The organism is Mycobacteriales bacterium (assembly GCA_036497565.1).
Lineage (GTDB): Bacteria > Actinomycetota > Actinomycetes > Mycobacteriales > QHCD01 > DASXJE01.
Genome location: DASXJE010000145.1, coordinates 1 through 15782 on the forward strand (window position 1 = coordinate 1; position 15782 = coordinate 15782).

At 69.2% G+C, this 15782-nt stretch carries 14 protein-coding genes and 1 tRNA gene; 9 read left to right on the plus strand and 6 right to left on the minus strand.

The genetic code is table 11. The features are described 5' to 3' along the window. Window positions 1–239 precede the first annotated feature (239 nt). A tRNA-Met gene (locus VGH85_12075) sits at window positions 240–316 on the minus strand. 144 nt (window positions 317–460) lie between these two features. Here VGH85_12075 and VGH85_12080 point away from each other — a divergent pair. From VGH85_12080 to VGH85_12110, 7 genes are read left to right on the plus strand one after another with little or no spacing between them, the layout of a single operon-like run. Next, entirely contained in the window at window positions 461–1843 is a 1383-nt protein-coding gene (locus VGH85_12080; protein HEY2174535.1) for an AMP-binding protein, read from the plus strand. Next, window positions 1833–2036, plus strand: a complete 204-nt coding sequence (locus VGH85_12085; protein ID HEY2174536.1) for a hypothetical protein — start codon at window positions 1833–1835, stop codon at window positions 2034–2036. The genes VGH85_12080 and VGH85_12085 overlap by 11 nt, the downstream gene beginning before the upstream one ends. Beyond that, window positions 2029–4335, plus strand: coding sequence for a bifunctional salicylyl-CoA 5-hydroxylase/oxidoreductase (locus tag VGH85_12090; protein ID HEY2174537.1), 2307 nt, complete (start codon window positions 2029–2031; stop codon window positions 4333–4335). Before VGH85_12085 ends, VGH85_12090 begins: the two co-directional genes overlap by 8 nt. Then, window positions 4332–5483 (plus strand): acyl-CoA dehydrogenase, encoded by a 1152-nt coding sequence (locus VGH85_12095; protein HEY2174538.1) that lies wholly within the window; start codon window positions 4332–4334, stop codon window positions 5481–5483. Before VGH85_12090 ends, VGH85_12095 begins: the two co-directional genes overlap by 4 nt. Then, window positions 5480–6313, plus strand: coding sequence for an enoyl-CoA hydratase family protein (locus VGH85_12100; protein HEY2174539.1), 834 nt, complete (start codon window positions 5480–5482; stop codon window positions 6311–6313). The genes VGH85_12095 and VGH85_12100 overlap by 4 nt, the downstream gene beginning before the upstream one ends. After that, the gene (locus tag VGH85_12105; GenBank protein ID HEY2174540.1) at window positions 6310–6714 is read left to right on the plus strand and encodes a RidA family protein; all 405 of its coding nucleotides are present in this window, start codon (window positions 6310–6312) and stop codon (window positions 6712–6714) included. Before VGH85_12100 ends, VGH85_12105 begins: the two co-directional genes overlap by 4 nt. Next, window positions 6711–7529 (plus strand): PaaX family transcriptional regulator C-terminal domain-containing protein, encoded by an 819-nt coding sequence (locus tag VGH85_12110; GenBank protein ID HEY2174541.1) that lies wholly within the window; start codon window positions 6711–6713, stop codon window positions 7527–7529. The genes VGH85_12105 and VGH85_12110 overlap by 4 nt, the downstream gene beginning before the upstream one ends. 15 nt (window positions 7530–7544) lie before the next feature. Here VGH85_12110 and VGH85_12115 read toward each other — a convergent pair whose 3' ends face one another. Continuing rightward, window positions 7545–10442, minus strand: a complete 2898-nt coding sequence (locus tag VGH85_12115; protein ID HEY2174542.1) for a UPF0182 family protein — start codon at window positions 10440–10442, stop codon at window positions 7545–7547. Between the two features lie 172 nt (window positions 10443–10614). On the opposite strand from VGH85_12115, the gene VGH85_12120 reads away from it, so the two are divergent. Beyond that, window positions 10615–11166, plus strand: a complete 552-nt coding sequence (locus VGH85_12120) for a PPA1309 family protein (GenBank protein HEY2174543.1) — start codon at window positions 10615–10617, stop codon at window positions 11164–11166. Between the two features lie 28 nt (window positions 11167–11194). Here VGH85_12120 and VGH85_12125 read toward each other — a convergent pair whose 3' ends face one another. Both VGH85_12125 and VGH85_12130 read right to left on the minus strand, forming a co-directional pair. Next, complete coding sequence (locus VGH85_12125) at window positions 11195–12214, minus strand: PDZ domain-containing protein (protein HEY2174544.1); 1020 nt, start codon at window positions 12212–12214, stop codon at window positions 11195–11197. 30 nt (window positions 12215–12244) lie between these two features. Beyond that, the gene (locus VGH85_12130; protein HEY2174545.1) at window positions 12245–12430 is read right to left on the minus strand and encodes a hypothetical protein; all 186 of its coding nucleotides are present in this window, start codon (window positions 12428–12430) and stop codon (window positions 12245–12247) included. 194 nt (window positions 12431–12624) lie between these two features. On the opposite strand from VGH85_12130, the gene VGH85_12135 reads away from it, so the two are divergent. Then, window positions 12625–13947: a zinc-dependent metalloprotease gene (locus VGH85_12135; protein HEY2174546.1), complete on the plus strand. Its 1323-nt coding sequence runs from the start codon at window positions 12625–12627 to the stop codon at window positions 13945–13947. A gap of 9 nt (window positions 13948–13956) precedes the next feature. On the opposite strand, the gene VGH85_12140 is transcribed toward VGH85_12135, so the two are convergent. Then, window positions 13957–14799 carry a hypothetical protein gene (locus tag VGH85_12140; protein HEY2174547.1) on the minus strand — a complete coding sequence of 281 codons (843 nt, stop codon included), beginning with the start codon at window positions 14797–14799 and terminating at the stop codon, window positions 13957–13959. Continuing rightward, a complete protein-coding gene (locus tag VGH85_12145) occupies window positions 14796–15752 on the minus strand; it encodes an ATP-binding cassette domain-containing protein (protein HEY2174548.1) in 957 nt (318 codons plus the stop codon). Before VGH85_12145 ends, VGH85_12140 begins: the two co-directional genes overlap by 4 nt. Between the last annotated feature and the right edge of the window lie 30 nt (window positions 15753–15782).

The window sequence follows — 15782 nt, forward strand, 5'->3', positions numbered from 1 at the left end:
TCGGCGAGCGGCTTGGGCACGCCTCGGTGGCGTTCACGCTCAGCCAGTACACCCACCTGCTGCCCGGGCTGGACCGGGATGCGGCCGGCACCGTGGCGGCCATCCTCCTCGGACCGACTTCCCCACCTGGGACCCCGGGAGGGGGCGGTCCGGATGCTGCCCGTTAGCAAATCCGTTAGCAAATGGCACAGAAGAGGGCCCGGACCGAATGGCCCGGGCCCTCTGACCTGCACTTTCTGTGGTAGCGGGGGCAGGATTTGAACCTGCGACCTCTGGGTTATGAGCCCAGCGAGCTACCGAGCTGCTCCACCCCGCGTCGACGAGAACTAGGTTAGCGAGCCCGGCCAGGTTAGGGCAAATCCGGCCAGTCGAGCCTCCGCTCCGCCGCGCCTGGCGAATGACTGACGATCGTCATCACGGCGTTATAGTCAAGGAGCCGGGTGGGGCACGAGGGGGCGCTATGGGCGAGTCGCCGTACTGGAACCCGAAGATCGAGACGCTGCCGCGCGCCGAGCTGGAGGCCCTGCAGCTGCGGAAGTTGCGCGGGGTCGCCGCCTGGGCCGCGGCGCGCAGCCCGCACTACCGACGCTCCTTCGCTGAAGCGGGCTGCTCGCCGGCCGACCTGACCACTCCTGACGACCTTCGCCGACTCCCCTACCTGACTCGGGCCGACTGGATGACGGGCCAGCAGGAGGCGCCGCCCTACGGCCTGCTGCCAGTCGCCGGCCCGGAGTCGGCGGTGCGGCTCCACACGACCTCGGGTACGTCGGGGCAGGCGCCGCTGCGTGCCCTCGACTCCCGCAAGGACTGGGCGTGGGCGGCCGAGATGTGGTGCTACGGCATGTGGGCGATGGGAGTCCGTCCCCGCGACATCGCCTACGTCGCGTTCGGCTACGGCTCGTTCATCGGGTTCTGGGGACTGCACTACGGCCTGGAGAAGCTCGGTGCGCTGGTCATCCCTGGCGGCGCCCAGCCGACCGAGACGCGGGTGCGGCAGATCGTCGACTTCGGTGCGACGGTCGTCGCGTCCACACCGACCTACGCGCTGCGGCTCGCCGAATGCGCCCGCGACCTCGGGATCGACCTGCCCGGGTCCGCGGTCCGCACGCTGGTGCTCTCGGGCGAGCCGGCCGGTTCGATACCCGAGACCAAGGCCCTGATCGAGCACCAGTGGGGTGCCAAGGCCTATGACACCGCCGGCATGACCGAGATCTCGACCATCTTCATGTTCGAGTGCGCCGGTCGCCCCGGAGGAGCCCACATCATCGAGGACCACGTCATCGAGGAGGTCGTCGATCCGATCACCGACGAGCCGGTCGCCTACGGCGAGATGGGTGAACGGGTCGTCACGTCGTTCGGGCGCAGCATGATCCCGTTGATCCGCTACCGCACCGCCGACCTGGTGGTGAAGGTCCCGGCGAGCCGGTGCACCTGTGGCCGTGTCTTCGACATCTACGAGGGCGGCGTCCTCGGCCGCGTCGACGACATGAAGAAGGTCCGCGGCACCAACGTCTACGGCCGCGCGGTCGAAGCCATCGTGCGACGCCGGCCCGAGATAGCCGAGTTCCAGATCCGGATCGCACCGCAAGGCATCCGGGACGAGATATTTCTGCGTACCGAGCTGCATGACCAACAGCCCGAAGATCCCCGCTGGCCCGCGCTCGCCGCGTCGCTGCACAAGGAACTCGCGGAGGCGCACGAGGGCCTGAACTTCATCGTCGAGTTGGCCGAACCCGACAGCCTGCCGCGCTTCGAGCTCAAGGCGAAACGGCTCGTCGACGCGCGGCCCGACCCGGCGCACGCCCACGACCACGCCCACGGGGAGCCGACTCATGGCCACTGATCTGATCGGACACGACCTGACCCCCGCCGAGGTGGCGTTGCTGCGGACCTACCACGACCTGCGGGCGCTCGCGGAGCGCGACGACCTGCCGCCGTGCGCCGATGCGAACGTCAAACAGGCGTTGGCTGCGTGTTTCCAGGCCGTCAACGATCTCGCACTCGACTTCGAACACCTCCTCGACGTGGGTGTGTGACGCCGCAATGCGGATCGCCTGCGTCGGCGCGGGGCCCGGTGGGTTACTCCTCGCCAGCCTGCTGATGCGGTCCGGAGCCGGTCACGCGGTGACGGTCCTCGAACGCAACGCCCTCGACGACACGTTCGGCTTCGGCGTCGTCTTCTCCCAGGAAACACTCGACAACATCGAGGCCGCCGACCCGGACACGTTCGCCCAGATCGCCGCCCGTTGGCGGCACTGGAGCGCCATCGACATGTACGTCGACGGCCGGTGGCTCCGCTCGGACGGGCACCAGTTCGCCGCCATGGCCCGCACGGAGCTGCTGCGGATCCTCGCGGACCGGGCAACCGACGCCGGAGCGACGCTGCGCTACAACGCACCCGTCACCTCGGTCGGTGAGCTCTGCGCCGACTACGACCTCGTGGTCGGCGCCGACGGTGTCAACAGCACCGTCCGTGGCGCCTTCGCCGAGCACCTCCAGCCGTCGATCGATCGGAGGCTGTCCAAGTACGTGTGGTACGGCACACCGAAGGTCTTCGACGTCTTCACCTTCCTCTTCGTCGATACACCGCACGGACTGTTCCAGGCGCACGTCTACCCCTACAGCGACAGTCGTTCGACGTTCATCGTCGAGACGACACCCGAGACCTGGCACCGCGCCGGCCTCGACGCCGGCACTCGGACGCCGCTCCCCGCAGGCACATCCGACGAGGAGGGCCTCGCCTTCTGCCAGCGGCTCTTCGCCGATCATCTCGACGGCCGTCCGCTGCTCGGCAACAAGTCGCGGTGGCTGGAGTTCGCCACCGTCCGCAATGAGACCTGGCACAGCGGCAACGCCGTTCTGCTCGGTGACGCCGCCCACACCGCGCATTTCTCGATCGGATCGGGCACCAAGCTCGCGATGGAAGACGCGATCGCCCTGGCCGGAGCCCTGGCCGCGCACGACGATCTCGCCACCGCGCTGAAGGAGTACGAGGCTGAGCGTCGCCCGGTGGTCGCGTCGATGCAGCGCGCGGCGCAGACGTCGCTGGAGTGGTTCGAGGGTGTCGGCCGCTACCGCCACCTCGAGCCGGAACAATTCTGCTTCCAGCTGCTGACCCGGTCGCAGCGGGTGACCTACGACAATCTCCGGGTCCGCGACCCCGTCTTCGTCGCCGGCCTCGACCGGTGGCGCATCTGTGCGGAGCGTACCGGCGGGCTCACCGTGGCAGACGGCACCCCGCCGATGTTCTATCCCTACCGGTTGCGGGATCTGCAGCTGCCCAACCGGATCGTGGTCTCGCCGATGGCGCAGTACTCCTGCGACGGCGACGGGATTCCCAATGACTGGCATGTGGTGCATTGGGGCTCGCGAGCTGTCGGTGGGGCTGGTCTGGTGTTCACCGAGATGACCTGCGTCTCGCCGGACGGCCGCATCACGCCGTACTGCTGCGGGCTCTGGAACGACGAACAGGCTGCCGCCTTCCGGCGGGTCGTCGACTACGTGCACGGTCAGACGGCGGCGAAGATCGGGCTGCAGCTCGGGCATGCCGGACGCAAGGGATCGACGAGGTCGCTGTGGGAGGGCGAGGATGTCCCCCTCGACGCTGGAAACTGGCCGCTGCTCGCGCCGTCCCCCTTGCGCTACAAGGACTTCAGTCAGATACCCAGGATGATGACCCGTGCGGACATGGATGCGGTGATCGAGCAGTTCGTCGCCGCCGCGCGGCGCGGAGCCGACTGCGGGTTCGACATCCTCGAGCTGCACTACGCACACGGCTACCTCATGTCGAGTTTCCTCTCGCCGATCGCCAATCGGCGTACCGACGACTACGGCGGCCCGCTCGCCGCACGCGCCAGGTTTCCGCTCGACGTCTTCGACGCCGTCCGTGCGGTCTGGCCGCAGGAACGGCCGATCTCGGTGCGCATCTCGGCGACCGACTGGGTCGACGGCGGGTTCACCGGTGACGACGCGGTCGAGTTCGCCGGAATGCTGCAACGGCACGGCTGCGACATCGTCGACGTCTCGACCGGACAGGTGCTGCCCGACCAGGCGCCGGCCTACGGCCGGCTCTACCAGACGCCCTACGCCGACCGCATCGCCCAGGAGGTCGGCATCCCCACGATCACCGTCGGCGCCGTGTCCTCTGTGGACGACGTCAACACCATCATCATGGCCGGGCGCGCGGACCTGTGCGCGATCGCCCGACCGCACCTGATCGACCCCTACTGGACGTTGAACGCGGCCCTCGACCTCGGCTACGACGGCCCGGGGATCCACTGGCCCGACCAGTACCTGTCCGGCAAGACCGCGCGGCGCCGGGAGCAGCAACCGTGAACCAGTTCGCTCTCACGCCCGACCAGCGGGTGCTGGCGGATTCCGTACGCCGTCTCGCGGCGGGAGAGCTGGCGACGCTCGCCGCTGCCGGTGTTCCGGGCCAGGTCAACCGCCCGCTCGTCAAGGCCCTCGGTAGCCACGGCCTGCTGGCGCAGGTCTTCCCCGACGGTCCGGTCAGCGCGACCCGGCTCTGTCTGCTGCGTGAGTCGCTCGCCTACTCCTGCACGGAAGCAGAGACCGCTCTGGCGCTGCAGGGCCTCGGCGGCCACCCGATCCGGCTCGGCGGCCGTCCGGACGCCGTACGCCGCTGGGTGCCGCAGATCGCGGCGGGTGAGGCGATCGCGGGATTCGCACTCACCGAACCCGGCGCCGGCTCCGACGTCGCCGCCCTCGCGACCGAGGCGCATGAGGACGGCGGGGGCTGGCGGCTCAGCGGTGAGAAGACCTGGATATCCAACGCGCCACAGGCCGACGTCTACACCATCTTCGCGCGGACGACGCGGCAGTCCGGCGCCCGAGGGATCACGGCGTTCGCCCTCCCCGCCGATCGGCCGGGGCTGTCCGGCGAGCCCCTCGACCTGCTCTCCCCCCATCCGATCGGCTTGCTGCGCCTCGACGGTGTGCCCGTCGGACCCGACGACGTGCTCGGCGAGGTCGACGCCGGCTTCGCCGTCGCCATGCGCACCCTCGATCTCTTTCGGCCGAGCGTAGGCGCCTTCGCGGTCGGCATGACGCAGGCGGCACTGGATGCGGCGGTCGATCACGCCGGGCGCCGGCAGGCGTTCGGACATCCGCTGCGCGAACTGCAGGCGGTGTCCCACCAGCTCGCCGAGATGGCGACACGCACCGAGGCCGCCCGACTCCTGGTCTACGCCGCGGCCGCGGCCTACGACGACGGCGCAGCCGATCTGACCGTCCGGGCGGCGATGGCCAAGCTGTTCGCCACCGAGACCGCGCAGTTCGTCGTCGACGCGGCGATTCAGATCCACGGCGCGAAGGCACTCCAGCGCGGGCATCTGCTGGAGCATCTCTACCGCGAGGTGCGCGCCCCCCGGATCTACGAGGGCGCATCCGAGGTGCAGCGCACGATCATCGGGCGGGGGCTCTACCGCACCGACCGGCCGGACCGAGCAGGAGAGTCCCGATGAGTCCATTCCGCGGATCGGCCGAATCCACCGCGCACTGGCGCCACTTCCGGCTGGAACGCGACGGGGGCATCGCCACCCTCACCTTCGAACGTCCCGAGCAGCTCAACGCGCTCACCTTCGATATCTACGCCGACCTGCGCGACCTGCTGCACGAACTGCCCCACCGCGGGGATACCCGGGCGCTGGTGCTGCGCGGCGAGGGGCGCGCATTCTGCTCGGGCGGCGACGTCCACGAGATCATCGGTGCGCTGCTCGCGATGCGCGACCGTCCCGACCAGTTGCTCGACTTCACCCGAATGACCGGCGAGGTCGTCAAGGCGATGCGCGAATGTCCGGTGCCCATCGTGGCAGCCGTCCACGGAGTCGCGGCCGGAGCAGGCTCCGTCCTCGCGCTCGCGGCGGACTTCCGCGTCGTGACCCGCTCGGCCCGCTTCGCGTTTCTCTTCACCAAGGTGGGACTGGCGGGCGCCGACATGGGTGCCGCCTACCTGCTCCCCCGCCTGGTCGGCCTCGGAACGGCGACGAAGCTGCTGCTGCTCGGCGACACGATCTCCGCGGAGGAGGCCGACCGCTACGGCCTGGTGAGCGAACTCGTGGACGACGAGTCCCTCGACGGCGTCGCTCTCGGGTTGGCGAGACGCCTCGCGAGCGGGCCCGGGTTCGCCTACGCAGCGACGAAATCGCTGCTCTCCCGCGAGCTCGATCTCCCCTTGTCCGGCGCGCTGGAGCTCGAGGCGATGACCCAGGCACTGCTGATGCAGAGCCGGGACTTCGCCGAGTTCCATGCCGCGTTCACCGCCGGTCGGGACCCTCGATGGGAGGGCAGATGAAGCCGCATCGCACGGTCAACTCGCCGGATCTCGCGCCGGCGGTCGGTTTCTCCCACGCGGTCGTCGCGGCCCGGGGACGGCTGGTGTTCCTCGGCGGCCAGGTCGGGTCGATGCCGGACGGTTCGATATCGGGTACGACGCTGCTCGAGCAGTTCGACCGCGCCCTGGTCAACGTCCGCACTGCGCTCGACTCGGTCGGTGCCCGGCCCGAGCACCTCGTCCAGCTGCAGATCTACTGCCTCGACGCCGCGGCCTACCGGTCACAACTGCACGACCTCGGAGTCACCTACCGGAAGGTCCTCGGACCCCACTACCCGGCCGTGGCGCTCTTCGCGGTCGCCGGGCTGTTCGATCCGGCGGCTCTCGTCGAGCTCGTCGGCACCGCCGTACTGCCGGGATGACCAGCCGCGCGGCCCGGCCGGGATCGGTGATCCTGACCTTCTACGGCGCCTTCGTACGACGCCTCGACGGCTGGGTCGCGGTCGCGCACCTGATCGAGCTGATGGGCGAGGTCGGCCTCGACCCGCAGGCCGTCCGATCGGCGACCTCCCGGCTCAAGCGGCGCGGCTGGCTGGTGCCGAGCCGCCGCGGAACCGCCGCGGGCTATGCGCTTTCCGACGTCGCCCGCACAGCCCTGGCCGCCGGAGACCAGCGGATCTACGAGGCGCAGCGGCCCGCCGACCTCGCCGACGGGTGGGCGCTGGTGGTCTTCTCGGTCCCGGAGTCGGAACGGTCGAGCCGCCACCTGCTGCGCTCGCGGCTGACCTGGCTGGGTTTCGGCTCCGATGCGCCGGGCGTCTGGATCGGCCCGCGGCGGCTGATGCCCGCGGCCCGCGGCATGCTCGTCGACCTCGGCCTCGAACGCTACGTCGACCTCTACGAGGCGGCCTACACCGGCTTCGGCGACGCGCAGCAGTTGGTGGAGCGGTGCTGGGACCTCGCCGAGCTCCGTCGGCTCTACTCGACCTTTCTCGCGCGGTGGGAGCCGGTACTCGCCGCGGCGAAGGAATCCGACCCGGACGAGGGCGCGGCGTTCACCGACTATCTGGCCGCACTCGACCAGTGGCGCGGGCTCCCGTTCCTCGACCCAGGACTCCCGAGCGAGCTGCTGCCACTCGGCTGGGAGGGCCATGCGGCCTCGGCGTTGTTCCACGCCCTCGTGCATTGCCTCGAACCACCGGCCTTCCGGCACGTCGAACAGACTGTGCGTGGTTGAGGCACGCCGCCGGGCTCAGCGCGTGGGCGTCGGCGTCGGCGCGGTCTTGCTGGCCCGTTGCAGGTTGGTGATGGCCTGGCTCAACTCGGCCTGGGCCTTGCTGTAGGCCTTCAGGTCGTTGCTGTTGAAGGCCGCCTGCAGATGTGCGTAGGCCGTCTTCACCGCCGCGGCGGCCGCCGCGACACCGGGTGAGGTCGATCCGGGCGGTGACGTGCCCGTCGCCGGCGGCGGCGAAGACGCGGGCGGTGTCGTCGGCGCGGTGGTCGTCGGTGGTGGCTGCGTGCCGGAACCCCCGGTCGCGCTGACGTTCTGGCCGGTGAAGAGGTTCTGTAACGCGTCCGGGAGGTTGCTCGCATAGCCGACGTTTGAGCCGAAGAGCACCATCACTTCCCGCAGCTGCGGGTAATTGGTGCCCTGGCCCTCGACGTAGAGCGGTTCGACGTAGAGGAGTCCGTTGGCGACCGGCAGGGTGAGCAGGTTGCCGTAGAGCACGTTCGACCCGCCTTGGTCGAACAGCGAGATATCTCGCGAGATCACGCTCGTCGATCGCAGCTGCGACTGGACCTGCACAGGGCCGGACACCGAGGTGTCGTTGGGTAACTCCAGGACCCGGATCTTGCCGTAGTCCTGCGGATCGCTCGACACCGAGACGTAGGCGGCCATGTTCGGTCTCTTCAGCGCGCTGAGCACGCTGGTGAGCTGGAATCTCGGCGCCGTCTCACCCGGGTTCTGGGCGAGCAGGTAGTACGGCGGTTGCGACTGCAGGCCCGGTTGGGTCGGGTCGGACGGGACGTCCCAGAAACCCTGTGAGTTGAAGAACTGCACCGGGTCGCTGACGTGATAGCTCGCGATCAGCTTGCGCTGGACCTTGAACAGGTCCTCCGGGTAGCGGAAGTGCGACCGCAGTTCCGGGCTGATGGCCGACGTCGGCTTGATCAGGTCCGGGAAGACCTTCATCCAGGTCTTGAGCACCGGATCGGAATTGTTGAAGTCGTAGAGCGTCACCTTGCCGCTGTAGGCGTCGACGGTCGCCTTCACGGAGTTGCGGATGTAGTTGACCTCCTGGTTGGGCTGCCCACTGGTCCCGCGCCCGGTCAGGGAGTCCTTGGTCACGTCACCGAGCGTTTCGCGCTCGGCGTAGGGGTAGCCGTCACTGGTCGTGTATCCGTCGACGATCCAGGTGATCCGGCCGTTGATGACCGACGGGTACGGGTCGCCGTCGACCTTGAGGAAGGGCGCAACCTTCTGCACGATCTGCCGCGGATCGCGGTTGAACAGGATCCTGGAGTCTGAGGAGATCCGGCTGGACAGCAGCATGTTGCGTTCGCGGTACTTGATCGCGAACGCGAGCCGGTTGACGACACCGCCGAGCTTGACGCCCCCGCCGCCGGCGTAGGTGTTCTTGATGTCGGTGCCGTTCGGGCCCGGTCGGTCGAACTCGACGTTGCCCTGCTTGGAGCTCTTGCCGACGATCGCGTAGTCCTGGCCGAAGAGCTCGCCGTAGTAGATGTCGGGCTGGGTCACCTTGATGTTGCCGGTGGTCGGCAGGTCCCCGGTGGTGAAGTTGGGCAGCCCACCGGGCGCCTGGTTGGCCGGCGCGGCGACGAACCCATTGCCGTGGGTGTAGACGAGGTGCTCGTTGATCCAGTTGGTCTGGTTGCCGGTGAGCTTCGTCGGGTCGAGCTCGCGGGCGCCGACGACGTAGTCCTGGGTCTTACCGCCGATGGTGTAGCGGTCGATGTCGAGCTTGTCGTTGAAGCTGTAGTAGTTGAGGATCCGCTGCCGCTGGTCGAACGTCGGAGCGAGGATGTTGGGGTCGAGCAGCCGGGCATTGGGGATCGTGCCGGTGTTGGCCTTGATCTTCTGCTCTTCGACCGGAGTGATGTCGGTCGTCGCGTTGTACGAGCTGTAGTTGACGTTGGCGATGCCGTACGCCGACCGGGTCGCCTGGATGTTGCGCTCGATGTAAGGCTTTTCCTTCTCGTTCGCGTTGGGCTTCACCTGGAACTGCTGCACGATCGCCGGGTAGGCACCGCCGATCAGGACGCTGGAGAGCACCAGCAGCACCAGCGCGATGGCGGGCAACGCGAAGTTGCGGAAGAACACGTTGGCGACGAAGGCGATGGCGCAGATCAGCGCCACCGACAGCAGGATGGTCTTCGCCGGGAGCACCGCGTTGATGTCGGTGTAGGAGGCCCCGGTGATACCGCCACGGTTGGAGAACATCAACCCGTAACGGTCGAGGTAGTACGAGACGACCTTCAGCGCGACAAGTCCGCCGAGCAGCACCGAAAGGTGGGCACGGGCGGCCGGGGTGGCCTTCTCTCCGGGCGATTGGATCCGCAGGCCGCCGAAGAGGTAATGCACGATCACCGCGCCGATCAACGACAACAGGAACGCGATGAAGAGGAAGCCGACGATGAAGCGCTGGAACGGATAGGTGAACGCGTAGTAGGACAGGTCCTTGTGGAACTGCGGATCCTTGATCCCGAACGACGTCCCGTTCTGCCACAGCAGCCACGTCTGCCATCGCCCCTGCGCCGCCAACCCGGTGAAGAGCACGAGCACGACGGCGATCGCGGCGAGGATCTTCCCCCGCCGCGGCTCGATCACGGTGCGGTAACGCTCCAGGCTCTGCTGCTCGGCCGACATCGGCCGGAAGGGTGGGCGCGAGCGGTAGCCGATGATGAGGTTCACACCGACGATCAGCGCCATCACGAGACCGAAGAGGAAGAACAGCATCACCCGGGTGCCGAGCACGCCGGTGAAGATCTCCTGGTGGTGGACGGAGCCGAACCACAGCCAGTCGACGTAGAGCGAACTGAAGACGCCGATCAGGATGACCAGGACGATGAGGCCGACAACGACGGCGAGAATGATCCGGGCGCGCCGCGACAGCGTGGGCGTCGGCATCGGAGGCCTCATCGCCACGGAAACTTCCTCCACATCGCCAGCGCTGAACGGCACCGCACGCCCGGGAGGGCATTGAACGGCCTCCTGGGAAACTTACCTGCCGCCCCAGAGGTTCCCGGTGTGCCCTGCCGTTGCCCTGTCTCGTCGGCTCGGGACCTGCCAAGATGACCGGGTGGACGACGCCCGCGAGCCGACGCTGCTCGAACGCACGCTCCTCGAGATCGAGCAGCACGTGGCCGAGTCCGGCTGGGACCGCCCACCCCTGCTCTACGCGTTGGTCGAGACCAGCGACCTGCTCGAGCGGGAGCCGGGGCTGGCCGACAACCTGGGCGTCACCCCCTCCGAGATACCCGTGGGCGCCCTGACCCCGGTCGAGCAGGAACCGCTTCCCGAGGGCCCGCTCGACGAGGCCCTGGGGCGGATCGAGTGGCCGACCGCCGTCCGTGGCTGCGCCCTGATCCAGGAGGTCCTCGCGTTGCCTCCGGACGCCGAGGCGCAGATGCCGGAGGGCAGCGATCCGGTCGCCTACGCCGCCGACCACCCGTCCCGGCAGGAGATCCGGCTCGCTGTCGCGGTGCTGCGCGATGGCAGCCACGCGGCGGCCGCACGGGTCCGCAGCACCGATCCGGCCGACCAGGTCGACGGGACGATCGGCGGCGACCTGGTGGTCGATCCCGACCTCGCCCCGCACCTGGCCGAGGCGTTGGCCGCGACGCTGCAGTAGAACGTCCCGGGCTGCTCCGAAAGCGGAGTCAGCAGCGCGGCGGGCTCCCGCCCGTATGCAATGTGTGCAGCGCGGAGAGCGCGCTGTCGAGGCTGGTCACCTTGATCAACCGCAGCCCGGCCGGGTCGTGCCCCGCGGCCTCCGCGCAGTTCTCGGCCGGCACCAGAAAGACGGTCGCGCCGGCCCGGCGCGCCGCGATCATCTTCAGCGGGATCCCGCCGATCGCGCCGACCTTCCCGTTGGGGTCGATCGTCCCGGTGCCGGCGATGAACTTGCCGTCGGTCAGATTGTCCTTGCCCACCTTGTCCAGGATGCCCAGGGTGAACATGAGGCCGGCCGATGGACCGCCGACGTCGGCCAGCCGGATCGACACCTTGAACGGGGCGACCCGCTGGTAGGAGACAAAGACCCCGAGCGCCGCACCGGACCGGTCCGGCGCCTTCGTCGAGACGATCCGGACCGTCCGCGCGTGGCCGTTGCGGGTCGACGTGACCGTGAGCGGGGTACCCGGAGAGAACTTCTTCAAGTTGGCCGTCAGGTTGGCCACACTGGACACCGACGTGCCGTTGATCCGGTCGATGGTGTCCCCCGGCGCGAGCCGTTTCGCGGCCGGCGACCCCTTCTGCAACTTCACCACGACGATTTTGTTCGGGTAGCCGAGTTTACCCAGTGCCGCCGCGATCGCGGAGTCCTGCGACGAGGTGAACTCCTGGGTGTTCTGTTGCTGGATCTGCGTCGAGGTCTCGTTCGGTGGGAAGAGGACCTCGCGCGGCACCACCGACTGGTCGGAGGCGAACCATCCCCGCAGCGCACTGAGCAGGTCGAGGTGGTCATAGACCGACACGGTCGTCATGTTGAGGTTGCCCGAGGTCTTGGCGGGCGTGCGCCCGCTGATGGCGATCACCTGCTGGCCGTTGGCCGAACCGAGGGTGTTGAACGTCGGGCCGGGCGCCTCCGCGGCGTACTGCACGGGCAGTTGCGCACCACCCACCGCCAGCGCGATCAGGACCAGTACGCCGACGATCAGCGTGACGGTGCGCCGGCTCATGCGCCGAGGGTAGCCCGGCGATGGGCCTGTCTAGTCGCGGTGGTCCTCGTCGGCAGCGGAGCCCCGGGTCCGCTCCAGCGCATCGACGAACTTGCGATGCGCCTTGAGGCTGTCGAACATGTCCGCGGGCGGCTTGGGGCGGGCCGCCCAGCCGGCCACAACACCGGCGAACACGGTCACCATCAGGATCGGCACCAGCCAGACCAGAGGGGACATCACACGCCTTCATCGCGTCGATTTCGGTACGCGCTTTCACGGTACGTCGTGATTCGCCCGGCGTCCGTGAAATGCACCTCATCCGCCATGCGTCGGTGGATAACGATTTGAAACGCAGGTTTGCCGCACCTGTCGGTGCGCACCGGCCCGTCGCCCACCCCGGCGTCGCCCGTCTGTGTCAGGACTACCGTGGGATGCATGCGACTAACCCGGAGCCGATGATGACCGACAACCCGTTCGGGTTCGGCCTGTCCGGTGGCGATTCGGGCGGGAACGACCCGGAGCGCCGCACGCCGGGCGATCCGACCAACGACCCCACCGGCGGCCCGACCGGCGGCATGCCCTACGGCCTGCCCGAGGACCTCGCCGGCAAGATCCCCCTGTTCGCCGAGCTGCAGAAGCTGATGTCCTGGCAGGGCGGCCCGGTCAACTGGGACCTGGCCCGCCAGACCGCAATCAGTCAGCTGCTCGGCACTGTCCGCGATGTGTCTCCGGAGGAACGCGCCGCGGTCATCGAGGCCGTGCGGCTGGCCGACATGTGGCTCGATCCGGCCACCGAGCTGCCCTCCGGCGTCACCGCGACCGAGGCGTGGTCCCGGATCGACTGGGTCGAGCGCACCCTGCCGGTCTGGTCGACCCTGTGCGACCCGGTCGCCTCCCGCGTCGTGAGCGCGATGGGCTCCGCACTGCCCGAGGAGGCGCAGGCGCAGGCCGGCCCGCTCATGGGAATGATGAGCTCGATCGGCGGGATGATGTTCGGCGCGCAGGTCGGGCAGGCGCTCGGCAGCCTCGCCGCCGAGGTGCTGTCCAGTACCGACATCGGACTCCCGCTCGGCCCGGCCGGAACCGCCGTACTCCTGCCCGAGAACGTCGCCCAGTTCGGCGCCGGGCTGGAGCGGCCGGACGACGAGGTGCGGCTGTTCCTCGCCCTGCGTGAGGCGGCCCACCACCGGCTCTTCGGCCACGTCCCCTGGCTGCGCCAACGGCTGCTCGACACGGTCGACGCCTACGCCCGCGGAATCGTCGTCGACACCGGCGCGATCGAGCAGGCAATGTCCTCGGTCGACCCGTCCGACCCGGAGAGCCTGCAGCAGGCGCTGTCCGGCGGCCTCTTCGAGCCGGAGGAGTCCCCCGAGCAGCAGCAGGCGCTGCGGCGGCTGGAGACCCTCCTCGCCCTCGTCGAGGGCTGGGTGGACGCGGTGGTCGCCGACGCCGCCGGTGAGCGGCTGCCCGGAGCGGACGCGCTGCGCGAGACGCTGCGTCGTCGCCGGGCGGCCGGTGGCCCGGCGGAGCAGACCTTCGCCACCCTCGTCGGCCTCGAATTGCGGCCGCGCCGGCTGCGCGAGGCCGCCGCACTCTGGCAGGCGCTGGCCCGCCACCGCGGCGTCGACGGGCGGGACGGGATCTGGTCGCACCCCGACCTGCTGCCGTCGGCGGACGACCTCGACGACCCGGAGGGGTTCGCCGCACGGTCCGACGACGACCCCCTGTCGATCGAAGGTCTCGAGGACGACTGACCGCATGGCTCAGGCGTCCCGTCGCACGAGTAGCGCGGCACCGACGGCGAGGAACACGACGGCGTAGCCGGCCATCACCGCGAGCCCGACTCCGGGACTGAGGTGCTCGGAGAGGCGCTGGCCCGACACGGCCTGCTCACCGATCTCGTACGGCAGGAACTTGCCGACCGCTGGACCCCAGCTGCCGGGCAACGCCTGCACGATCGGGGTCAGCACCAGCAGGAAGCCGACAAGTGCGGACACCGCACCGGCGGTGTGCCGGATCATCGCGCCCAACCCGAGTCCGCAGAGTCCGACCAGGGCGATGAAGACGCCGGTGCCGACCACCGCTCTGGCCATGCCCGGATCACCGATCCCGCTTCCCAGCGAGGCGTTCGAGAGCACCGCCTGTCCGAGGAAATACGCGCCGAAGCTGAGGATCTGCCCGGTGACGAGAGCGACCCCGCCGAAGCAGGCCACCTTGGCGAGTAGGACCGTCATCCGCCGCGGGACCGCCGTCAGCGCTGTCCGCATCATTCCGGTGCGGTATTCGGCGCTGACCACGAGCACCCCGAGCACTCCGATGGCGAGTTGTCCCAGCGAGAGCCCGATCAGGCTCTGGCCGGCCGAATCGAAGTCGCCGTGGGCGATCGTCAGACGCTGGGCCGCCGGCGACGCCTGGTGGAAGTGGTGGACGTACGCCGCGCAGGCCAGCACTCCGACGGCGATGCTCGACACCGTGGCGGCGATGAGCGTCCAGTACGTCGACCGGACGGTGCGGAGCTTGGTCCATTCCGAGCGCAGGACGTCTCCGAACGGACTGCGCTCCCCCCTTGATGCCGTCGGCTCGGCGGCGGTGGTGATGACGCTCATGACTGGCCGACCTCCACTGTGGACGGACCGGGAGCCTGCTGGTCGGAACCGACGTCCGAACGGAAATCCACGCTGTCCCGGGTGAGTTCCATGAATGCCGCCTCCAGCGACACCTGCTGGAGGCTGAGTTCGTGCAGCGTGACGTTGTGCAGCGCGGCGATGTCCCCGACGTCGGCACAGCCCACACCGGTGACGGCGAGCGCGCAGTCCTCGTCGTCGCGGACGACCGCCCCGGCCTGATGCAGGCCGTCGAGCAAGCGCTCGCGATCGGGCGTCCGCACCCGGACGTGGTTGTCGGCGCTGCGGCGGACGAACTCCGCCACGCTCGTGTCCGCGATCAACCGACCGCGACCGATCACGACCAGGTGGTCGGCGGTCAACGCCATCTCGCTCATGAGGTGGCTGGACACGAAGACGGTGCGACCTTCGGCCGCGAGCGACTTCAACATCGTGCGGATCCAGAGGATGCCCTCGGGGTCGAGCCCGTTGACCGGCTCGTCGAACATCAGCACGCGCGGATCACCGAGCAGCGCCGCGGCGACACCCAGCCGCTGGCGCATTCCCAGCGAGAAGGTGCCGGCCCGCTTGCCGGCGACCTCGGTCAGGCCGACCCGGTCGAGCACCGCGCGCGCCCGGAACGATGGGATGCCGTTGCTCTGCGCGAGGACCAGCAGGTGGTGGTAGGCGGTGCGCCCGCCGTGGATCGCGGCCGCATCGAGCAGCGCACCGACCTCGTACAGCGGTCGCCGGTGCTGCTGGTACGGCCGACCGTTGACGACGGCCGTCCCTGCCGTCGGGCGGTCCAGCCCGAGAATCATCCGCATGGTGGTGGACTTCCCGGACCCGTTGGGTCCGAGGAAACCGGTCACCATCCCGGGCCGCACCTGGAAGGACAACCCCTCCACGGCGACCGTCGTACCGAACCGCTTCGTGAGGTCCTGAACCTCGATCATGGCGGCCTCCCTTCAGTAGGGATGCTCGCC